The organism is Metabacillus arenae, from assembly GCF_014773385.1.
Lineage (GTDB): Bacteria > Bacillota > Bacilli > Bacillales > Bacillaceae > Metabacillus_D > Metabacillus_D arenae.
On record NZ_JACXAI010000005.1, the window covers coordinates 130,580 to 152,643 of the forward strand.

Genomic DNA, 22,064 nt, shown 5'->3' on the forward strand with positions numbered 1-22,064 from the left:
CATCAGGCGAAGAATGACAAACAACAGTCAGGTTCTTTAGGATGAAATCGCAATGAATTGATAAAAACCGTTGACGAATCTAAAACTTTTCGTAAGATGCCAGGTATATATATCCTTTGCAATAAAGATTTCTAGTAAGCCAACTATAAATTAAGCTCTCAAATTTAATGTTTCCTTATTTACTAGATTTTTTGGTACACTATTCGTTAGTCCTTGGATTAAATTTTCAGATGCAACTTCAGCCATTTTCAATCTAGTTTTTATGCTGGCACTGCCGATATGCGGCAAGGCCACAACGTTAGGCAAGGTAAGGAGCGAATGTTCTGTTGATACAGGCTCGTTTTCAAACACATCCAACCCGGCTCCCCAGATGTCTCCATTTATTAAGGCTTCATATAAAGCAGATTCGTTTACAATTCCACCCCTTGCTGTATTAATTAGTACAGCTGTCTTTTTCATTAAGCTTAATTCTTTTTTATCGATTAGATTTATAGTGGCAGGTGTTAAAGGTGTCATCACACATATAAAATCTGATTGTTTCAATAATGTTTCGAGTTCTGTATATTGAATGCCTAGTTCGTACTCTTTATCCGTTTTTCGACTTCGATTATAATATAAAATGTTCATGTCAAAGCCTTTTGCTCTTTTTACGAGAGCCTCACCAATTCTTCCTAAACCAATAATGCCAAGAGTCGCGCCAAAAACATCTTGCCCTGTCAATTGCATAGGAGACCAAGTCTTCCACTTTCCATTCTTCAAATACTCCATTGACTCAGGTATTCGTCTTGCTGTAGACATAAGAAGAGCGAAGGTTAAATCCGCTGTTGTTTCAGTTAATACTTCCGGTGTATTCGTTACCATGATCCCTCTATGGGTTGCTGCTTTCACATCAATATTGTTATAACCTACTGCCATATTTGAGATTATTTTCAAATTTTTTGCTTTTATCATTAACGCTTCATCAATTGTTTCTGTTAGTAAACAAAATAAACCATCAACATGATCTATTTCTTTTTCGAGAACTTCATAAGGAACAGGAATATCCTCTTTCTCCCACATTCGAACCTCACAGACTTCTTGCATTTTCTCCAGAATAGATGATGGTATTTTCCGTGTTATGTAGACTTTGGGCTTCAAGGATTTCACAACCTTTCGATTATTTTAGTGCAGAAAAAACAAAACTCCCTTATCAAAGCATTATGCTTATAGATAGTTGGTTTTGGACTCTCATAATAGCCTGGGATAACATTGGGGCGATCGACAGCCACTTGATTTTTTCAGGCATCATAACGTCAGGAACAGAAATGGTATTGGTCACAACTAATTCCTTAATATGCGATTCCTGAATTTTCTCAATTGCAAATCCTGAAAAAACAGCGTGGGTAAAGCATGCATAGACTTCATGAACACCATTCTCAAGCAAAGCCTGGGTTGAAAGGGTAACATTACCTGCTGTATCTACCATGTCATCTATTATTATGGCATTCCTTCCTTTTACTTCACCAATAATATTCACTGCTTCAGGATTATTGGTCTTATAACATTCTCGATCTATGAAAGCAATTGATGTATTTAACCGATTCGCAAGCTTCCTGGCACGCCTAATACTACTGTTATCAGGGGCTACTACTACCGTATTTTCAAGATTTTTCTTGGCGAAATAATCTGATAGAACTAAAATACCCGTTAGTTCGTCAACAGGAATGTTAAAAAACCCTTGAATTTGCGGGGCATGAAGGTCTATCGCGATCACCCTGGTCGCCCCCGCTTTTTCCAATAAATTAGCAATTAATTTTGCTGTAATCGGCTGTCTTGCACCCAGCTTTCTATCCTGACGGGCATATCCAAAATAAGGAATTACTACATTAATCGTTTTTGTCGATGCCCTTTTTAATGCATCAATCATAACAAGAAGCTCCATGAGATGTTCATTCCCAGGCGTGGAAATGGATTGGATAATATACGTATCATACCCACGTATACTTTCTTCAATATTAAGTTGAATCTCCCCGTCACTAAATCGGTTGACTGAGCATTTCCCTAGTTCAATACCAAGAAGGTCAACAACCTCCCGTGCCAGTGCTTGATTGGAGCTTAACGTAAACACCTTCATTTTGAATTCATTGTTTGGCATATTAGATTCTCCCCACTTTTTGCATTAACCTGAGTAACATTCCTATCTTTAATTATACTTGATTTTTGAAAGAATGATTTTAATGAAGGATAAATTTCACAAAATAACTCATATAACTCTCTATAAATTTTAACTGATGTCTCTTCAGGCTCCACAGTAAAAATGGTTTTTGTTGGACAGATCTGCATGGCCTCTTTAAATGAAGAAAAATAACTCGCCCCAATCCCTGCCAGTAAACAAGCACCGAAAACAGCTGTTTCATTGACGTCTTTTACCTCGATCTGTTTATTTAAAACATTGGCTTTGATCTGAGTCCAGTGCCTATTTTTCGCCCCACCGCCAATTGACTGAAAACTAGTGTGGATTAATTGATACTTTTTTTCTACAATATCATTAATCTGTTTTAAGCCATACGCACAGCCTTCAAAAATTGCTTTTATCATATCTGACTTCGAGGTATTTATTTGCAGGCCAATGAAAGTACCCCTCGCATATGGATCCCATATTGGTGTGCGCTCACCATGCATATAGGGCAGAAAAAAAACTCCATTTGCTCCAATAGCGGATTGCTCCGGAACCGTTTCTAAAGCGATGCTTTTATCTCCCTCATCTTTTAGAAAGTTGTTATAAAACCAGCTAATACTGGCTCCCGGGGTAGACATAGCCCCATGAGATAACCACTGGTTTTTTATAACATGAGACCGGTTTAAAAATCTTGTATCTAACCTTTCAGGATGGTGGGAACACACAGTCAAAACATCTGAAGTACCTACTGATTCAAACATTTCATTTGGGCGTATATTGAGCGCTAATGCAGAACAGGCTGTATCTGCTCCACCGACGATAACCGGAATCCGTGCTTCATTAAAGACTCCATCAAAATCAATTAGGTCACCTAGCATTGAACCCGGTTCTCCTATTTCAGGAAGAAGCCTCATAGGAACTCCTATCACTTCGCACAGCTCTTCTGACCATTGATAGTTAACAGGGTTAAAAATGCCTGAAAATGAAGCTTGCGTCCAATCCAATATAAAACGCCCAGTTAATTTGTGTAGGATAAAGGTTGATAGATTTCCCCATCTATACGTTTGATAAAAAATTTCAGGATTATTTTTCTTCATCCAAAGCAATGTTGAAACAGAATACATGCCAGCTTCCATACGGTTTCTTGTTACCTTATATAATCGCTTTTCACCAACCTCATTTTTAATCCAATCTGCTTCATCCACACTTCTTTTGTCCAAATAGACAATTCCTGAGTATAATGGGTTTCCTTTCTGGTCCATAAAAACAGAGGAGTTACAAAATGTTGAAAGTGAGATAGCGTTAACACATCCTATCCTCCTTACTTTCTCAAATGCCTTTTGAAGCAAAGATTTGGTTTCCTTCCAAATTTGGTCTAAATCGATTTCAACCCTGCCTTGGTCTAGATATTGAAAAGAATATGGCTTTCTTAAAACAAAAGCCATATCCCCTTCTTTGTTAATTGCACCTATTTTAATGCTACTGGAACCGATATCAATTCCAATAACGTGCGACATTATACATCACCTTCAGACATTGATATTTCCATACATTAACTCGTTGTAAAGTTCCAGTGCTTCTTTTACCGTACGATCATTGTGAATAATAGAGGATAATGCTTTTACTATTGCTGTTGGATTTTCTGTATTCCATGCAAAGCGTCCAAAGGTTATACCTGCCCCGCCAGCATCCAATACATCTTTTACTGCTTGAAAATAACTTTCGACACCGCCTTTGATTTCTCCTCCTGCGACAACAACCTTTCCTGGAGTAGATGCCGTCACTTTTTCAAATGTTTTAGGTGAACCAGTATATTTCGTTTTCACAATATCAACACCTAGTTCAGCACCTGCTCTAACGGCGTATGCCACGTTCTTCCAATCATTTTGCTCATGATCAGGTATTTGATTTCCACGAGGATAAATGTGTGCAATAAGCGGAAGGCCGGCAGCTGATGCTTTGTCAGCAATTTCTCCTAGATTACGTAATTGTTCAGGTTGGTCGTCTCCTCCAACAATACAACCCATTGAAATGGCGTCAGCGCCTAAACGAATGGCTTCATTTACACTTGCCACTTGTGTATCATAATTGGGCTGCCATGGAGAGAAGGTGGATGCTTTTAATACTAGCGAGGTCTTTCCTGCGTGCTTTGCAAAACATTTCTCAGCTATCCCCTTGTGCATTGTGATTCCATCCGGTTTACCTGCCACAATTTCACTAATTTTTCTTTCAATTGGCATTAATTCATCAAAAATCCCACGGGCAGTAGCCTGGTCAACAGCTACCCCCAAGTAACGGCCTGTTTCTGAATGAAGTAAACGGTTTAAACGAATTTCTTTTCCTAAAAATGACATGATCATCACTCCATTTTAATTTTTTAATAGGTTATAGATTAGATATTGATTACAGATTTCATTCCTTTACCATCACGAACGTCTGCAATAGCTTGTTGAATATCGTTTAATGTATAACCATTTGATATCAATACTTCTGTATTGATTTGTCCTGAAGCAATTAAAGACAGCGCTTTATGGTAATCTGAACGAGTTAAAGCTGAAGTACCATTTACCGTGATTTCATTGTAATGAATTAAGTTAGGGTCTATTTCTGACATCACATCCTTTGTGAACCCGGCAAATAAGTTTAATGTCCCGCCTTTTTTCAATAAACCAGCAGAGTTATTAACTAATTGTAAGGCCCCAATCGCCATAATTACTGCATCCGCACCAAGCTGCTCTGTTTCGTTCATGACAATATCATGCAGAGATTCTTGCTCTGGATTCACCACAACATCAGCGCCAGTTTTAATAGCTCTATCTCTGCGGTGATCAACTAATTCGCTTACAATCACTTTACTTGCTCCTGCAATCTTTGCCAGCTGAACATGCATTAGTCCGATTGGACCCCCGCCAATTACCACAACAACGTCATTGATCTTTAAATTTGCTTTACGATTTCCATTCAAGCAACAAGCAAGCGGTTCTGTAATGACAGCTTCCTCAAACGATAAGTGATCAGGCAGCTTTACTAGATTACCAGCTTCTAAGGCTTTTTTAGGTATTCGTAAGTATTCAGCAAAACCGCCGTCAAATTCGTAACCAATGGCAGTACGGCTTAGGCAGACGTTTTCCATGCTGTTTAAGCAGTAATAACATTTCCTGCAAGGAATGACGGGTATAACACCAACACGGTCGCCTGGCTTAAATTCAGTAACATTGGCTCCAGCTTCTGCCACAGTTCCTGCGATTTCATGGCCAATGATAGAAGGGGTGCGCACTCCCTTTGTTTTCTTTCCCAAAAAGATGCGGACATCTGTCCCACATACAGCGCTGACATTTACTCGAATAAGAACCTCATCATCACTAATATCCGGGACAGGTACCTCCTCAAGTGAAAGGCTGTTTGGCCCATGGAAAATTGCTGCCTTCATGATTTACACTCCTATCTGATTAAAAAATCTATTTTCAAATGCAAATAAGTGTTGAAGGAAATTTCCTTCATTTTTATTTACATAAAAAACCCTTTCATGAACTTCTAAAAACCAAACCATTTTAAAGGTTCTGTAATAAGCTCTGGTATGAGAACGAAGACAAACAAGATTGCAAACGTGAAATAAATCCAGGGCATGGTACTTTTTGTGACCCTTTCCAATTTGAGTCCTGTGATGTTACACACAGCATATAAACAGATCCCTATCGGTGGTGTAATAAGCCCAAATGACAAAAGAATAACCAAAAAGACTACGAAAAAAACAGGATCTATTCCAACCGCGTGGACCGTTGGCATAATGATAGGAACAAGTATGAAAATAGCGGCTGTCGCATCCATAAACATACCGACAATAACTAAAAAGATAAATAGTAGAGTCATAATAATGAATGGGCTGTCACTTATATTACCAATGAATGAGGCCACTCTGCTTGGAAGTCCGTCGTATTCAAACACCCAGCTTGCCGGTTTTGCTGTAACCGCAATAAAAAGAATGGTACCTGATAGCTTTGCTGTTCTAAAAAATATATCTGGGAGTTGCCTGAACGTAATATCTTTATAAACAAACAAGGAGATAAAAAGCATATAAAATACAGCGATGGCTGCTGCTTCAGTAGGGGTAAAGTATCCAATTAAAATTCCCACAAGCAATATGATTGGAGCTAATAAAGCGGGCATGGCCTTAATAAATTTCACTTTCAAGTCATTTATATCAAATTTTATTCGCTCACCAAGATTATGCTTTTTGCAATAATAATGGTTATATACCATAAAGAGAATCGAAATGATTACCCCTGGAACAAGTCCGCCAACTAAAGCAGCACTTATAGAAACTCCTGCAGTTGATGCAGCGATGATCATTAAAATACTGGGCGGGATAATGGTGGCTAACATAGAGGTGATCAATGTTAATGCTGTTGCGTATTCTAAAGTGTATTTATTTTTTACCATCGCATTAATCTGTATCCGACCTGTACTAGCAATGTCTGCAACAGATGAGCCGGCCATCCCGGCGAAAATCAAACTCGCAATTATGTTTACATGGCCTAAACCGCCCGTCATCCATCCAACCATACTTTTTGAAAAGTCAAATATTCTGTCGGCTACTCCCCCTTCCTCCATGATGATTCCAGCTAGGATAAACAGAGGTACCGCAACCATAAGAAAGCTATTCATCGAACTATACATGGATTGTGTCACAATATTAATCGGAACATCCGTAAACAGTAGAACGGTTGTTACTACGGCAATTCCTAAAGATGCAGCAATCGGTATACCTATGAACATCAGAATAAAAAATAAACCTAGTAAAAATAATGACACCCAGCTTCACTCCTTTCAGTTCAAGAGATTTCGATGATAAATTAAGGATTGTATCGTATTGATTATGCCGATAACCGCTGATAAAGGAACACTGATACCGATCAGCCACATCGGGATTAATAATACAGAACTCCTTTCATTCATCAAAAGCTGTTGCTGCATCAATTCTATTCCGGCATATAGCATAAAAAGGAAGAAGCCTATAGTACCGATAGAATAAATCCATATAGAAGCTTTCTTGGGTAGATACTTAACTAGTACAGTAACTCTGGCTGACTCAGCTTCTTTAAATCCAATGCCGATACCTAAGAAAACCATCCAAAGAAAAATGAGTCTCGTTACCTCCTCAGTCCATGGAGCAGAGTGACCAATCAACCTTCCAATAATTTGAATCATGACTACGATAAAAACGACAACTGTGGTTAAGAGGGCAAAAAGATTTGAGATATTATTAAAATATTTCCATACAGCCGGCACTTCTTCTTTTTGCTTATCTTGGTCGTCAACCATATTGCTGCCTCCTTTTTATTAAAAGGTGAGGATATCACAGACCTCTTGATATCCTCTGTCCTATGAATCTTTTATTCGTTTTTTCCTACAAATTTTAAAACTTCCTCAAAGAAAGCGTCATCTCTTACAAGTTTTTTGAATTCTGGGTAGGCTTGTTTAGAAACATCTACAAATTTTTGTTGTTGCTCTGATGTTAATTCATTTACCTTCACGCCATGATCTTTCAAAAATTCAATGGTTTCCTCTGTTTCTTTTTCATCATAATCTAATTTCCATGATTGAACTTCTTTTACGGCATCCAGCAAAATTTTCTGTTGGTCTTCTGAAAGTTGATTAAACTTTTTGCTGTTAATTCCAACAACCCAAGCATCAGCCATATGGTTGGAAATGGTTGTATATTTCTGAACTTCATTCATTTTTGCCGCTTTGATAACACTCAGCGGATTCTCTTGGCCGTCGATTGCACCTAACTGTAATGCATTGTATACTTCACTGAAATCCATTGGTGTGGTAACCGCACCGGTATTTTTGAAGAATTCTACCCATAACGGGTTATTAGGAACTCTTAATTTAACCCCTTTTAAATCTTCCGGCTTTTCGATTGGCCCTTTAGAGTTTGTAATTTGTCTAAAGTTTCGAGGCCAATATCCAAGTGCCTTTATATTCAGCTGATCAACTGAATCCAATAGTTTCTTCCCGGGATCACCATTGATAAACGAAACGTACTGTTCTTTGTCATTAAAAAGATAAGGGATACTTATCGCACTATACTTTGGCTCAAAATTTGCATATAAAGAAGAGGAAAGAGCCAGCATATCCAGACTGCCTGCCCCAAGCTGTTTAATAGCAGCTGCTGGGTCCCCACCATATAATGTGCCATTAGCATGGACACTAATTTTAATCTTTCCGTTGCTTTTTTCTTCTACAACCTTTGCCAGCTCGTTTGCTGCTACAGTTACGTCTGAATCATCAGGATCAGGAGTTGCTAATTTAAATGTAACCGCTTCAACTTTAGCTGAAGCTTCCCCGCCGCTTGTTTCCTTCCCACCACATGCTGCTAGTACACAAATCAATGTAATCGCTGTCAAAATGACAAATAATTTTTTCACTGTTATTCCTCCCCTTAAAGAACAGTTCAATATGAGAGCTATATTGATTGAGTGAAATTCCATTATCGAACTTTTCTGATAATTAGAGGATAACACGTGGTGGTAATTTCCTTCAAGCTTTTTTCGAAAAATGTGGATATTTTTTTCATATTGAGTTGTTAAAGCTTTTTGTGAATGGTGGATTTCCTTGTTTTCTCTAATTTACTAAAGAAATATTCATAGTTCCGATTTGCAACTGAAGCTACCAAAATATCGATTATAGTAAGCTGGGCAATTCTTGAGGAAATCGCATCAGTTCGGAACATTGTTTCTTTAGAAGCAGTAAGCAAATGAATGTTAGAAATTTGAGTCATCGGCGATTTAGAAGAATTCGTAATACAAATTAGTGTCGCACCTTCTTCTTTTGCCAGTTTCATTGCATGTAAGAGATCAGTATTGGATCCAGCATGTGAAATTCCGATAACAACAGAATCCTTATCCAGAACACTCGCTGACATTGATTGTAAAACTCCATCTATGTGGGCAAAACATTTAATGCCTAATTTCAAAAATTTATGTTGTGCGTCTTTAGCGACTGTCCCAGACCCTCCTGTTCCATAAATTTCAATATGCTTTGCTTGGGAGATCGCATTTACTGCCTTTTCCAGTTCATCATCATTACAAACTTCCAATGAATCATAAAGAGCTTGAATATTGGATTGAAAGATTTTTTTCTTTATGGTTACAACATTATCACCTTTTTCAATTACTTCGTGAATTTGCTTCTCAGGTGCTATAAACTCTCTTGCAAGGTTTATTTTCAAGTCTTGGAACCCTTTATAACCCAAGCGTTTGCATAACCGGACCACAGAAGATTCACTTGTATGACTTCTTTCTGCAACCTCTGTAATTGATAAATGAATAATTTCTTCTCTGTTACTTTCAATATAAGCAACGATTTTTTTCTCTGCTCCCCTAAGCTTGGACATCACTGCATCTATTCTTGCAAAAAGACCAGGAGCTGTATTGATATTTAGTTGATTCAAAAGAAGTCCTCCTTCATTTGGTTTAAAAATTTTATTATTTTCATTATAGTTAGATATTTTTATAATGACAAATAATTCTGGTAAATGGGGCTAAAGTGGAATCTATGGATTATACCTCTATTTGTTTAGAAAACCTTTTATTCCCATATTTTATGGCCCCTATCATACAGCTGGACCTGTTATACTTGGACGATCGAATACCATTCGAAGATGTCCAGGGTCGATGATACAGCATATTGTATGACAATCAATGATGCAGCTTTTTCTTGACCATTTTTTTCCACTGACTTATTATTTGTTTAAAGTAAATGTTGAACTATATACAAAAAGGAGCTGTTGACATGACAAATGCAAGACCTCCCTGTTAACCTTTAGAATTTCTAGTTCCCCGAGCACCTCCATGATTTGATTGACAAAGTGCAATCAAAAATGAGAGGGGCTATATCATGAATTATATGGATAATATTTGGAAATTATATGCTAATCGATTCTTTTACAACCTTATTCCTGCTTATGTTATTGAACGGTTGTTCTGGGAACAGAGAGGCATGAGCATCCAGATGGTTGTATATACCGAAATTATATTTGCGATAACCGTCGTTTTACTTGAAGTTCCAACAGGGATCATTGCCGATAAATGGGGCAGAAAGAAAATGATCGTATTAAGTGCTTTATTGGAATGTTTCATGTTTCTTATTCTGTTGTTTGCAACAGAGTTTTGGCATTTTGCAGCAGCCATTTTTCTAGCAGGAATTGGCCGTTCTGCAAGCAGCGGGTCGGAAAATGCAATGCTCTATGATTCATTATTGCTAAGCGGGAATGAGCAATCTTTCGAAAAATATCTAGGCCGGTTAAATGTATGGGATTTCACATCAGCCATAATAGCAGCAATGTGTGGGAGTTTTTTGGCAAACCGATTTGGATTTGAGTTAAACTATTGGATATCCTTTGTAAGCATGCTTGTTTCCGTGTGTGCTGCAATGACGTTGGTTGATCCTTTTGTTAAAAGTAGTACCGATGAGCAGGTAGAGATTAAAACATATATAAAAGCCTCTGTATTCTTTTTCAGAAAAAATCCAGGAGTTTGTCTTGTGGTTCTTTCAGGCATGGTTACAGGAGCAGCGTTAAATTTCATTGATGAATTCTGGCAGCTTTATTTAAATAGACTCGAGATTCCAGTGATATATTTCGGGCTGTTTTCAGCAGGAATTATGTTTATCCGAGTTCCTGGGAATTTATTTGCACATGTGTTGAAAAAACGGTTCAACTGCAGGACTCTGTTGTCAGTGGTGACGGCTGTTTTTGCTGCAGGGTTTTTCTATTTATCGGTAATGAAGGACTATACCGGTTTGGCGGTAATTTTCTTAATATGTTTGTTTTCCGGGATCATTGAACCACTGTCAAACGGTTATTTACATCATAGAATTGATTCCTCCATGAGAGCGACGATTGATTCGTTTCAGTCTTTAGGATTGAATGCAGTGCTTATCGTTTCAGGCTTAGGCTTCGGTTTTTTGTCTTCAAAGTTTGATATTTTCGGCGGATATGGGTTCTTAGGTTTAGCCTGCGGTGTGTTCTTTGTTTATTTTGTAATTGCATCCAAGAAAGTTGTTGAATAGGAGAAATTTAGAAGTTGCTGTTCCTTAGATATTCCAGGATAGCTTTATCGGTGTGTGTACTGAAAATAAGGCAATCGGTGTCTCGCCGATTACTTCTAATCTCACCTCTCACTTCTCACCTCTAGAAATGAGAGGTCAGAGGTGGGATTTAAAGAAATCAGCGGAAGAGCTGATTTCTTACTATAAAGACTACCTATTTCTTATTTGTTATAAAGGTACTAGGGATCACTACAGCAACAACTTCTCCACGTGCACAAAGCGTCTCATCCGCAAATACCTCTGTATGAACTTTCCACTTTTTCGGGTGTATCTCTTCTGCAGTCCCAATGGCTTTTAGTGTGACTCCTTGAGGTGTTGGCTTTATAAAGTCTACATTTAACGAAGCAGTAACAAACCGAGGCGGTTCCGCTCCATCCCCTGGTTCATGGCCATTTTTCCGATGAAGCGCCAATGCAGCTGAACCAGTTCCATGACAGTCAATTAACGATGCAATCACTCCGCCATAAACAAAGCCGGGAATTGCGGTATGGTCTTGAAGCGGCGTATAAATTGTAACAGTTCGATCCTCCAGCCAGCCAGTTCGAAAATGATGGCCATTTTTATTCAACCCGCCGCACCCATAGCACCATGCAAAATCATCCGGATAATCATCTTGAATTGCTTTTTGCACCTTCTCCTCCATTATTTCACCTCAGAATAGAATGACATATTAATTACTTTTTAGTACACTAGATCAAGAAATTTATTCTAACAAAAATGCAGGTTCACAATAGACCAGTCCTGGGAGGTAAGAGTGGCTAGTCTTATGGGCTTGTCGACGAAGAGCTAACATCCTTGCACTTTTCATTCTCATTCATGACATTAGTCCTGCTAGCCCACAAATGAAAGAATCCTCTTCTTATTCAGTAATCTTTTTAAAATTCTTCAAAGCTTAATTCACCTTAATGCTGCTTATGCTACTACTCACCGTAACAACCCTATTTGTTTCTGCTGCTTCTAGCATGCCAAGAATTACGTTTAATGAAGATCGTGCCTCCTCACCTGAAACAATTGGAGGCTTGTCAAGGCGTACACATTCGATAAATGCGTCGATTATCCCACTGTTTGTTTGGTTGTCGTTTGTTTGGATGTTTTCTAATTTGTAATTTATTTTTTCTCCATCTTTTGTAATGACTTCTAATTGATATTCATGACTATGGTATATTTTCAGAATACCATTTTCGCAATAAATAATTGTACTATTGTCTTCTTCCCCGTAATATGTCCAGGAAAAAGAAGCTGTCCCTAAACGTCCTTGTTTCGTCTTTAAGCTGCAAACAATGTTATCGCATACTTCGATGGGGTCTCCGGCTTCAGTGACTTTGTGGAGCGATCCTTGAAAGGCGCTGACCTGCTCAATTTCGTCATCTAATAAGTAATGCAATAAATCAATTTTATGGATACCTAAATCACCTGCTACCCCAAAGCCCGAGCGGTCCTTTTTAAAAAACCAGGTCCCGTTTGTTTTATTTATTCCCCAATGCTCCGGCCCTTTGTGTCCAAAAGTAGTTCTAAACGTAAGGACTTTACCAAGCACTTGATTTTCAATCATTTTTTTAGCCTTTTGATGCGCGCGGGTTAATCGCTGGTTATGATCTACCATTAATATTTTGCCTGATTTCTTTTGGGCCTCGACTATTTGGTTTGCTTGGTCGATTGTTAGAGAAATTGGTTTTTCACATAAAACATGCTTACCATTAAGTAATGCTTTCGTAGAAAAGATGTGATGGTATTCATTTGATGAGCAATCACTAACAACCTGTATAGTGGAATCTGCTAATAATTCATCAACGGAGTGTGCTGTGCTGCCTCCAAACATGTCAGCTAGCGTTGCAGCCCGTTCTGGATTTCTGTCATAAAAAACCATTTCGTTCACATATGGATTGGCTTTATATTCAGGTGCATGACGATTTTTAGCTATCGATCCACATCCAATAATACCTGCTTTTATACGACGCAAGCGAATCTCCCCCTATTCTCTCTTTTGGAAAACAACAGCAACAATGATAATTAATCCTTTTACAAATCCCTGAAGGTGAGGAGAAACATTCATTAAGTTCATCATGTTATTAAGAATCCCTAAAATCAGCACACCAAACAAAGTACCGATCACCTTACCCCGGCCTCCAGTCATTCTTGTACCGCCAATGATGACAGCCGCGATAGCATCTAACTCATATGCCATCCCTGAACTGGACGACGAAATAGAATTGAGGCGGGAGGTTTCAATAATAGCCGCCACACTTACTAACAAGCCTGCCAAGCTATATACCCCAAGCTTAACACGATCTACACGAATGGCTGAAAGAAGCGCAGCCTTTTCATTACTGCCAAGGGCATATACATAACGGCCGAAACGAGTTTTATGCATTAATAGATAGACAAGCATGGTCATAATCAGGAAAATAATGATAGGGTAATCGACAATTCCGATATCACTGTTTGCAATAGCGGTGAATCCGGAGACTTCCCCTGAGACGCTTCCGCCGTCAGCAATATATAATGCGATTGACCGCGCTGCAGCCATCATACCTAACGTGGCAATAAACGAAGCAATTTTGCCTTTTGCGACCATTAATCCATTTAAAAAACCTGCAAAAGAACCTACGAATAATGCAGTTAAAATAGCAACAAGAATACTTCCTGACGCGTTTAAGGCTAGAACAGTCATTACACCGACAAATGCAAGGACAGAACCCACTGATAAATCAATACCGCCGGAAAGCATAACAACGGTCATACCTAATGCAACAATACCGATTATCGAAACCTGCATTAATATATTGAGTTGATTATTGATATCTAGAAATCTAGGACTGATCATTGCCGCAGCTATAAATATAATTAAGAATGCAATAATGACACTATATTCTGCCCATAGCCAGGAAAGGCGGCTTTTTGTAGTTGTTGATTTTGTTTGCTGATTGGATTCTTTCAGAACTGTATTAGCCAATTTTTTCGGCCTCCCTTTTCGAGCCAGTAGCATAACTCATAATTTTGTCTTCAGTTGCTGCTTCTCCCTTAAACCTGGCTGTTATTTCCCCTTGGTACATCACATGAATGTTATGGCAAATTTTTAAGATTTCTGGCGCTTCTGAAGATAAAATAATGACCCCTTTTCCTTGCTCTGCTAATTCAACGATATGCTGATAAATTTCTCGTTTCGCTCCTACATCAATACCCTGTGTCGGGTTATCAAAAATAATAATTTCTGTATTAACTTCAAGCCATTTTGCAATGATTACTTTTTGTTGATTCCCACCGCTCAGCTTGTCAATGGTGATGCTGGGGTTGTGTACTTTTATGTTCAGTTTTTGTTTATAGAACTCGAATTTCTCCTTTTCTATTTTCTCTTGGATAAATCCGGTCTTTTCAAAGTTGCCAATCGAAGATAAGCTCAAATTATGGATAACACTTAAATCTTTAATGATCGCATTTTCTTTTCGATCCTTTGGAACAAGCCCTATTCCTGCTTTTAAGGCTTTTCGCGGATGATCTACTTTTACAACCTGATTCTTTATTTTTATCTCGCCGGTGTATTTTTTACGGTAACCAAATAAGCTTTCAAAAAGCTCTGTTCTGCCATCCCCTGCTAGACCAGTGAAGCCTACAATTTCACCTTTTCGGACTGTAAAATGAATGTTCTTAAATAATCCATCACTTAAATTTTTCACTTCTAATAAAATTGGACCAAACGAATGACCTTGTATGAATCGCTCTTCAGAAATTGTCTTTCCAACCATCAGCTTGGTGATTGTTTCTAGGCTTTCATTTTCGATCCTGCCAGTCCCAACTAATTCTCCGTCACGTAAAACGGTATAACGATCACAAATTTTCTTAATTTCCTTGAGCTTATGGGAGATATAAATAATAGAAACGCCAGATTTCTTGAGGTTCTTCATTAATTCAAATAACCGTTCAACTTCATGCTCTGCAAGTGAGGTTGTTGGTTCATCCATAATGATAAGCTTAGAGTTATGCAGCAAGGCTTTTGAAATCTCAATTAATTGTTTATAGGAGGTGTCTAAATTACGAACATATTCTTTCGGATTAACTTTAACCCCGAGCTTAGCTAAAATTTCATTTGAATGGTTACACATATCTTCAACTTTTAAAAAACCTAACTTATTTCTAAGCTCAGAACCTAAAAACATATTTTCATAGACTTTAAGATCAGGCACCACATTAAGCTCTTGATGGATGAAGCTTATCCCATTGTCTTGTGAAACTCTTGGATTTGCCATTTTCACATCAATGCCATTCATGTGAATGGTCCCTTTATTTGGTTGGTGAACACCTCCTAATATATTCATCAAGGTAGACTTTCCAGCCCCATTTTCCCCAAGCAAAGCATGAATTTCTCCCCGTTCCACATTCAGTGATACATTTTTTAAAACAGGTACACCGTTAAAAGACTTTTCAATATTGGTCATTGTCAACAATGGATTAGCAGCCATATTTTTATCTCTCCTTTATAGGAAAAGAGGAAATACAATAACTGTCTACACACCTATTGCATTTCCCTGAATCTTATTAGAATTTGGAATCCGGATTGTAATGCTCATCAACGTTCTCTTTTGTAACCTTAGTAGCTTCTTTGATAACCATCGTTTCTTCTGGTTCTTCACCCTTTGCCAAATCTGCTGCAATTTTCACTGCATCTTTCACCATAGTTGGCGAATACAGGAATGTTGCCGAGATTAAGCCGTCTTCTTTAATATTTTCAAAAACTCCCTTGCCACCGCCGGCACCTGTTACGAATTTAATATCCTCACGGCCAGCTTCTTTAATTGCTTGGAGCACACCTAGTGCCATTCCATCATCCTGTGTGAAAACAGCATCTATTTGCGAATGAGCTTGTAGAATATTTTGCATAACTTCCAAAGACTTTTCAGTTGAAAAATCTCCGCTTTGGGAAGCGATCACTTCAATCCCATCTTCACTTTCCATAGCTTCTATAAAACCTGCACCGCGTTGCTCGGTTACTGAGCTAGGCGGGCCTGTAATTTCAACAACTTTTCCTTTCCCTTTCAATTGCTCAATAAAATATTTTCCGGCATTTACCCCAATACCTTCATTGTCACCCTTTACAACCACAGTTGCTGCATCATTTTCTAATTCACGGTCAACGATGACTAATGGAATACCAGCATCTTTTACTTTTTGACCTACTGGAGATAATGCCGCTGACTCGATTGGAAGCATAACAATAACATCAACATCTTGTGAGATTAAATCATCGACATCGTTTGCTTGCTTGTTCGGATCAGCCGCATTGGTCATCACGTACTCAATACCGTCACTTTCTTTCAGTTCCTTCGCCTGATTTTCTGCTTCTTCAATTAATGCACCCATCCAACCGTGTGTTGCAGATGGTAATGAAATACCGATTTTTAAATTATCGTCTCCATCGCCGCTTGCGCTGCTTTCCTCCTGACTGCATGCTCCTAATACAATGACTGTCATTAAAGACAAACATAAAACTAGTAATCTCTTCAAAAATTTCACCCCTTGGTTTTTTTGTTAGGCCCTCTTCTAAAAGATTGTTGTTATTTACAAATAATGGGTCTTAAATAAAGGCAATCGACGAATCATTGATTGCTTCTATTCTCACCTTTCACTTCAAGAAATAATTTATTCTTGAAGTGAGAAGCTTTGTTGCAGATAACAACAAGTTTGTGAAAACAGCCTTTCCTTAATTGCTCCCCTTTTGTGTAACCGATTACATTTACATCTAAGGCCAGCGCTCAGCTATCAAATTTTTTAGGCCCTTTTCTATGTGTTTGTTGCTTTTAAGGTATAAGAGGAACCTAATGGCAACCGTGGATTGGCCGATTGCTTTAAGTCTCACCTCTCGGCTCCTGCCTCAAGAGATACCTTTAATCTCGAAGTAATAGACCTTGTTTCAATAACAGCAATGTTTACGAAAACAGCTATTTTAATAGCAAAGCGCTGGTCTTAGCTGCCTTAACAGATTTGTGCATGTAATTTAACCTCTGACCTCTCAATTTCAGACTCTCGGATCTCGAACTATTACTTTGTATATATATCAACAAAGTATGAAACTCCCTTATCCTAAAGTAGACTCGCGTATAACTAATTCATGATTTAATATCATACTTTCAACTTCTTCACCTTTTATTTTATTAATCAACATTTTCGCAGCAATTTTCCCCATCTTATACATGGGCTGGGCTATTGTAGTTAGAGTAGGATTTGTCATATTGGAAAAATCAATTTTATCGAATCCTACAACCGCTATATCTTTCGGTACGTGCAGTCCATTACTGTTGATTTCTTTTAATGCTCCAATAGCCAATAGGTCAGATACAGCAAATACCGCAGTTGGGCGGTCCTTTAGATTTAATATTTTTTTCATTGTCTGTTGGCCATAGTCAAACCCTAGCTGCTCGGTATGAAAGATGTAATCCTTATTTAAAGGCAGATGATGTTCTTCTAAAGCTTTCTGATAACCCATTTTACGTTCCCTTGCATATAGATATTTTTCATCTGAATTTATCAGAGCAATTTTTTCATGACCAATTTTGATTAAATGCTTGACTGCCCGATAGGATGCTTCTTCATTATCTATCGTTACATATGGAATGCCGCTATCAACTGAGTATTCACTACACTGAATAATCGGATGCTTTTCAGCCAGTTTTGTTAATTTATCGGCATTTACAGCCGGATCCATCGAAATAATCCCATCCGCCATCTTTTTCCTAACTAAATCAAAATATATATTTTCCCTTTCAGGATTTGAATCCGTTTCACATAAAAGAATATTATAATTTTGGCTGATGGCAATGCTTTCAATCCCTTTAATGACTTCTAAATAGAAAGGGTTGAAAATGGTCGGAATTAATATTAATAGAATCCTGCTTTCTGAGTTCCTTAAATTTCTGCCCAGCATACTAGGTTCGTAATTTAATTTTTTAATCGCATCTTCAACTTTAATTCTTGTTTTTAAAGTTACTGTACTTTGCCCATTTAATACTCTAGAAACTGTTGCTACGGAAACTCCCGCCTGTTTAGCAACCTGCTGAATGTTTGCCATCTTTTTATCCTACTTTCTTTGGCGGTACCATTTTTGTAATCGATTACATTTTGATAGTAATATATGCCTAATTATCTGTCAATACAGAAAATTGGTTAAAATCAGACTTTTTTATTACCCCAAATGAATTTATATGTGTTAGAAATGTAATTGATTACAAAGGAGAAGGAACTTTTTCATTGAAATTGGTGTTTTTTATATCGATTTTTTCGACAAAAAAAGCTGGGGGAGTGTCGCTAATCTCTGCAGTAATACTTTCTTCGTATCAAAAAATTAGCAAGGTCAGCGAATAGACAAAAAGCCTGCCAATTTGTGATCAGCAGGCTAACTAAAGAGGGAGGAGGTTCATGACTTTGAACGAAGCTTTCCTTGAACAGGTGAGTGTCGTCTTAGCCAACACCTTTAATTTTAAGTTTGATGAATCATGTGGGTTAACCTGGCATTTCTTAAGGAAATAGCTTTTTTTGGAAAATCCGTCATAATGGCTTCTATGTTACCCATGTTTGATAGGTGTTCTAATTCCTTTTCATTATTAACTGTCCACACTCTGATACTAAAATCATCCGTACTTTTTCCAGTATATACTTCCTTTAATAATAGGTCTTTATGGAGATGTATTCCTTCTAATTCTAGACTTTGAACATATTCTAAAGGTCTGCTTAGTTTATTTACTAATAACCATGCAATGTTTGCACTTGGCTCTATTTTTTTCAATTTTAGTATCGAGGGTAAATGGAATGAAGAGTAGATCACTTTATCAGCATAATCAAATTGATGAACAATTGCTAAAACCTTTTCTTCAATACCTTCGTAAGGGAAAATATTTGTTTTCAATTCTATATTTAACTCAATCTGATAAGGTTTAATCAACTCTAAAACTTCTACAAGTGTCGGTATACGCTCTTTACGCCAAACATTTTTATCAAACCATTCTAAATTTGAGAATTTGGCGCCAGCACTGACTTGTTTTAATTCCTTTAAAGTATAGTCTTTCACATAGCCTGTTCCATCTGTCGTTCTATCGATTTTTTCATCGTGAATGACGACTACTTCGCCATCTTTCGTTAGCTGTACATCAAACTCAATACCATCTACACCCAATTCTAATGCATGACGGAACCCTAATAACGTGTTTTCCGGCACGGTTCCCATGCATCCGCGGTGACCAAATATTTTAGGTTGTTTCATGATCGACCCTATCCTTTCTATGATAAAAAGGAATAGAGAACAAAGCATAATATTAAGCTTTATCCTCTGCCTTTATTTTATCTAATATATGATCCTGGATTTATTCTCCTCTTGCTGCTTTTCTCGAATTAATTTAACATTTATCTATTCTAATAAAACATTTTTTACAAAATCATTACATAAAAGCTAAAACAGATTAATAGTAAGCGTTTTAATTAGTTAAAATTTACAATTAATTAAAAAAAGCTGCCTAAATAATTTGTCTTATGTATCCTATTCACCTGAAGGAAGCATTCATGCATTGACTTGCTTTTTTCAGACGGTATAAAGCAGCAGGATTCTGCTCCTTTGTATAGTTCATTAAGGAAACCGAAAATTTGCATAAAAAGACCAAAACGATACAAATAATATTTATATACTATCTTTTAACTGGAAGGAGAAAAAATGAGCACTCATACCAGAACTGAACTATCATTATTAAGTGAAGGTTTTTTGTCCTTATTATTAACAGCTTGCTTTGGCATTTTTTGTTTAAAAACCTTTCATCCATTTCCTTGGCTTTCCTTTATCGGAGCCCCAATAGGACTTGCCATCATTGTAGCTTGTTGGGAAAACAAAAAAAACCGTTGGACAGTTTTTACTATAGGCTTACTATTTAATGCCATCATTTGGTCTATCGTATTTAATTGGCCTTTATTTTTCTAAATAAATTTATAAAACAGCCTGGGTTCCATCAATGGAAAGAGGCTGTTTTGTGTTATATTTTCCAATTCATTATGTTTACCTATATAACCATTACTTTTTCTGTGATAACCATTCAGCCACGATTGCAGCTTCTTCCTGTGAAATAACTCCTGCTGGCATAGCGCCTTTCCCATTATTAATAATTTCTTCTATTTCATTTTGTCCATATTTCCCACCAACCTTCTCTAAAGGCGGTCCAGATCCTCCTTGTAGATTATTCCCATGGCAGGATGTACAGTTGCTATTTACAATTTCCTCTGGATTTCCGGCAGCTGTTTCTCCACCACCAGCATCTTCTGGCTGTGAAGGTTGAGCGCCTTCGTAAAAAAACAATAAAAATACTAAACATCCCGCAAGAACGATATTGATGACAGAAGTAATCCATATTTTTTTCATAATTGCAGCCCCCTGATGAAGTTCTTGGTTGTAATGGTCGATGGAGTGAAAACTTTTCTTTTAGGCTATTTTCTAAGTGATTGTTGCTTTTTTACTATTCTAACCAGAAAAATTCCCGGGCACATTGACCTCTTTTGATGACCCTTTTCCAAATGAATGAAATTGTCACACAAAAGCAGCAAAGTTTACGGGAACAGCTATTATTTATTAAGGAAAGTAAGGAAACATCTATAATTTTGGGTATTTATAGTATAACCGTCATAAAGGAAACTATTTGAAGATTTTGCAAAATTGTATTTTTATAAAGTAAAGTACTTGTCAATATAGCTGGAATGCATGCCTGTGAATACTTTATTTAACTTAAACGATCTCAGTTAACAAAAAATAGTCAATGAGTTGATGACTACATTGACCATTTTGAAGATAGTAAGCAATATTCGTAAGGATTTATCGAACTAAACTATTGGTTAGTAAAGGGAGTAGGGACGTAATATTTATAATGCTAGAAAGGGGGACATTATTTCTTATACAGGGAAGGTTTTAGCGAGAATTTAATTCATTATTTATCTTTCCGATATAAATCCATACTCTTGTAACCCCCACTAAGAACCATTTTCATTTCCTCGCGTCTTTTCGCTTTTGTCGCCTCTTGCTTAGCACTATACACAAAACGGGCCCAATCTTTACGGTATCCTTGGGTAAGTGACTGATAGAAAGCAAGTAAATCTGGAGTATCTTGCAAATCTTTTTCGACATCTGGAATCATTTTAATATAATCATCTACGCATTGACTTGCTTTTGAAGATGTGCGATTTTTGTTTCGAGAGTCTTCTTTTAAACCGACAACCGTAAAGACATCATCCAAACCTACCATACGTGCAAATTTAATGTTACTTGCCCCAACATACCCATTTTCATCTGCACCTAATCCATCTAATAAATCATCACGGTGAATATACGTGGGATATACTTTATTTCCCTTTTTTGGATAAGCCAAAAAGATATAGCCGTTTTTATTTAAATAATTTTTTTCGATAACCTTGTTTACGAGACCTTTTAAAGACTCCATATCTAACACAAAAGCAAATATAAGATCATAAGTACAATCTGTTAGCTCTGTATCATAATCAGTTAGCTCCGCTAAATAATCTGCACCATTTGGTAAATCCAGAACAGCTGCTTTTTTATATTTTTGTAAGTTTAGTTTTTCTACTATTGTTTTTGTCATCGTTTTCCACCTGTTAAATATTTTCTATTGCCTCTTTAGTGTAAAAGTTTCCCTTTACGTTAGCAACTTTTTGGAATGTCTTATATGAGTAATCAGTCGAGCATTCTGGAGGGACCATAACTAAAAGTCCGTTTTATTAATCCTATTTTCTAAATATAACCAATATTTGACTGTTA

20 protein-coding genes are annotated in these 22,064 nt (G+C 37.3%); 2 read left to right on the forward strand and 18 right to left on the reverse strand.

The features are described 5' to 3' along the window. Positions 1 to 150 precede the first annotated feature (150 nt). From IC621_RS06045 to IC621_RS06085, 9 genes are all read right to left on the reverse strand, one after another. Positions 151 to 1,137, reverse strand: coding sequence for a 2-hydroxyacid dehydrogenase (locus IC621_RS06045; RefSeq protein ID WP_191156733.1), 987 nt, complete (start codon positions 1,135 to 1,137; stop codon positions 151 to 153). Between the two features lie 52 nt (positions 1,138 to 1,189). Beyond that, entirely contained in the window at positions 1,190 to 2,134 is a 945-nt protein-coding gene (locus IC621_RS06050; RefSeq protein ID WP_191156734.1) for a ribose-phosphate diphosphokinase, read from the reverse strand. Next, positions 2,110 to 3,675: a xylulokinase gene (locus IC621_RS06055; RefSeq protein WP_191156735.1), complete on the reverse strand. Its 1,566-nt coding sequence runs from the start codon at positions 3,673 to 3,675 to the stop codon at positions 2,110 to 2,112. The genes IC621_RS06050 and IC621_RS06055 overlap by 25 nt, the downstream gene beginning before the upstream one ends. Before the next feature lie 12 nt (positions 3,676 to 3,687). Continuing rightward, positions 3,688 to 4,512, reverse strand: a complete 825-nt coding sequence (locus tag IC621_RS06060) for a class I fructose-bisphosphate aldolase (protein ID WP_191156736.1) — start codon at positions 4,510 to 4,512, stop codon at positions 3,688 to 3,690. 38 nt (positions 4,513 to 4,550) lie between these two features. Beyond that, the gene (locus tag IC621_RS06065) at positions 4,551 to 5,588 is read right to left on the reverse strand and encodes a zinc-dependent dehydrogenase (protein ID WP_191156738.1); all 1,038 of its coding nucleotides are present in this window, start codon (positions 5,586 to 5,588) and stop codon (positions 4,551 to 4,553) included. A 104-nt stretch (positions 5,589 to 5,692) separates the two neighbouring features. Then, a complete protein-coding gene (locus IC621_RS06070; protein ID WP_191156740.1) occupies positions 5,693 to 6,970 on the reverse strand; it encodes a TRAP transporter large permease in 1,278 nt (425 codons plus the stop codon). Between the two features lie 15 nt (positions 6,971 to 6,985). Beyond that, complete coding sequence (locus IC621_RS06075) at positions 6,986 to 7,480, reverse strand: TRAP transporter small permease (RefSeq protein ID WP_191156742.1); 495 nt, start codon at positions 7,478 to 7,480, stop codon at positions 6,986 to 6,988. Between the two features lie 71 nt (positions 7,481 to 7,551). Beyond that, entirely contained in the window at positions 7,552 to 8,589 is a 1,038-nt protein-coding gene (locus IC621_RS06080) for a DctP family TRAP transporter solute-binding subunit (protein WP_191156744.1), read from the reverse strand. 158 nt (positions 8,590 to 8,747) lie between these two features. After that, positions 8,748 to 9,614 (reverse strand): MurR/RpiR family transcriptional regulator, encoded by an 867-nt coding sequence (locus IC621_RS06085; RefSeq protein WP_191156746.1) that lies wholly within the window; start codon positions 9,612 to 9,614, stop codon positions 8,748 to 8,750. 446 nt (positions 9,615 to 10,060) lie between these two features. Between IC621_RS06085 and IC621_RS06090 the strand changes: the two genes are divergently transcribed. Continuing rightward, positions 10,061 to 11,233 (forward strand): MFS transporter, encoded by a 1,173-nt coding sequence (locus IC621_RS06090; RefSeq protein ID WP_191156748.1) that lies wholly within the window; start codon positions 10,061 to 10,063, stop codon positions 11,231 to 11,233. Positions 11,234 to 11,426: 193 nt separating this feature from the next. Here the strand turns inward: IC621_RS06090 and IC621_RS06095 are convergent, their stop codons facing one another. The 7 genes from IC621_RS06095 to IC621_RS06125 all read right to left on the reverse strand — a co-directional run bounded on the left by IC621_RS06095 (position 11,427) and on the right by IC621_RS06125 (position 19,520). After that, entirely contained in the window at positions 11,427 to 11,915 is a 489-nt protein-coding gene (locus IC621_RS06095; RefSeq protein WP_191156750.1) for a PaaI family thioesterase, read from the reverse strand. 249 nt (positions 11,916 to 12,164) lie between these two features. After that, on the reverse strand, positions 12,165 to 13,232 hold the full coding sequence (locus IC621_RS06100; protein ID WP_191156752.1) for a Gfo/Idh/MocA family protein: 1,068 nt from the start codon (positions 13,230 to 13,232) through the stop codon (positions 12,165 to 12,167). 12 nt (positions 13,233 to 13,244) lie between these two features. Then, entirely contained in the window at positions 13,245 to 14,225 is a 981-nt protein-coding gene (locus tag IC621_RS06105) for an ABC transporter permease (protein ID WP_224752342.1), read from the reverse strand. Beyond that, positions 14,218 to 15,729 carry a sugar ABC transporter ATP-binding protein gene (locus IC621_RS06110; RefSeq protein WP_191156755.1) on the reverse strand — a complete coding sequence of 504 codons (1,512 nt, stop codon included), beginning with the start codon at positions 15,727 to 15,729 and terminating at the stop codon, positions 14,218 to 14,220. Before IC621_RS06110 ends, IC621_RS06105 begins: the two co-directional genes overlap by 8 nt. A 76-nt stretch (positions 15,730 to 15,805) precedes the next feature. Beyond that, positions 15,806 to 16,780, reverse strand: a complete 975-nt coding sequence (locus tag IC621_RS06115) for a substrate-binding domain-containing protein (RefSeq protein WP_396652979.1) — start codon at positions 16,778 to 16,780, stop codon at positions 15,806 to 15,808. A 562-nt stretch (positions 16,781 to 17,342) separates the two neighbouring features. Next, complete coding sequence (locus IC621_RS06120) at positions 17,343 to 18,332, reverse strand: LacI family DNA-binding transcriptional regulator (protein ID WP_191156759.1); 990 nt, start codon at positions 18,330 to 18,332, stop codon at positions 17,343 to 17,345. A gap of 408 nt (positions 18,333 to 18,740) precedes the next feature. After that, a complete protein-coding gene (locus IC621_RS06125; protein WP_191156761.1) occupies positions 18,741 to 19,520 on the reverse strand; it encodes a glycerophosphodiester phosphodiesterase in 780 nt (259 codons plus the stop codon). Positions 19,521 to 19,964: 444 nt separating this feature from the next. Between IC621_RS06125 and IC621_RS06130 the strand changes: the two genes are divergently transcribed. Continuing rightward, entirely contained in the window at positions 19,965 to 20,225 is a 261-nt protein-coding gene (locus IC621_RS06130; RefSeq protein WP_191156763.1) for a hypothetical protein, read from the forward strand. 90 nt (positions 20,226 to 20,315) lie between these two features. Here the strand turns inward: IC621_RS06130 and IC621_RS06135 are convergent, their stop codons facing one another. Together IC621_RS06135 and IC621_RS06140 are read right to left on the reverse strand one after the other, a co-directional pair. Further along, positions 20,316 to 20,660, reverse strand: coding sequence for a c-type cytochrome (locus IC621_RS06135; protein ID WP_191156764.1), 345 nt, complete (start codon positions 20,658 to 20,660; stop codon positions 20,316 to 20,318). 559 nt (positions 20,661 to 21,219) lie between these two features. Beyond that, complete coding sequence (locus IC621_RS06140; RefSeq protein WP_191156766.1) at positions 21,220 to 21,888, reverse strand: YdeI/OmpD-associated family protein; 669 nt, start codon at positions 21,886 to 21,888, stop codon at positions 21,220 to 21,222. Positions 21,889 to 22,064 lie beyond the last annotated feature (176 nt).

Coding starts and splice junctions, on each gene's coding strand:
- IC621_RS06050 (WP_191156734.1), bottom strand. CDS start 2,134: ATGCCAAACAATGAATTCAAAATGAAGGTGTTTACGTTAAGCTCCAAT.
- IC621_RS06055 (WP_191156735.1), bottom strand. CDS start 3,675: ATGTCGCACGTTATTGGAATTGATATCGGTTCCAGTAGCATTAAAATA.
- IC621_RS06060 (WP_191156736.1), bottom strand. CDS start 4,512: ATGTCATTTTTAGGAAAAGAAATTCGTTTAAACCGTTTACTTCATTCA.
- IC621_RS06065 (WP_191156738.1), bottom strand. CDS start 5,588: ATGAAGGCAGCAATTTTCCATGGGCCAAACAGCCTTTCACTTGAGGAG.
- IC621_RS06075 (WP_191156742.1), bottom strand. CDS start 7,480: ATGGTTGACGACCAAGATAAGCAAAAAGAAGAAGTGCCGGCTGTATGG.
- IC621_RS06090 (WP_191156748.1), top strand. CDS start 10,061: ATGAATTATATGGATAATATTTGGAAATTATATGCTAATCGATTCTTT.
- IC621_RS06095 (WP_191156750.1), bottom strand. CDS start 11,915: ATGGAGGAGAAGGTGCAAAAAGCAATTCAAGATGATTATCCGGATGAT.
- IC621_RS06110 (WP_191156755.1), bottom strand. CDS start 15,729: ATGGCTGCTAATCCATTGTTGACAATGACCAATATTGAAAAGTCTTTT.
- IC621_RS06120 (WP_191156759.1), bottom strand. CDS start 18,332: ATGGCAAACATTCAGCAGGTTGCTAAACAGGCGGGAGTTTCCGTAGCA.
- IC621_RS06125 (WP_191156761.1), bottom strand. CDS start 19,520: ATGAAACAACCTAAAATATTTGGTCACCGCGGATGCATGGGAACCGTG.
- IC621_RS06130 (WP_191156763.1), top strand. CDS start 19,965: ATGAGCACTCATACCAGAACTGAACTATCATTATTAAGTGAAGGTTTT.
- IC621_RS06135 (WP_191156764.1), bottom strand. CDS start 20,660: ATGAAAAAAATATGGATTACTTCTGTCATCAATATCGTTCTTGCGGGA.
- IC621_RS06140 (WP_191156766.1), bottom strand. CDS start 21,888: ATGACAAAAACAATAGTAGAAAAACTAAACTTACAAAAATATAAAAAA.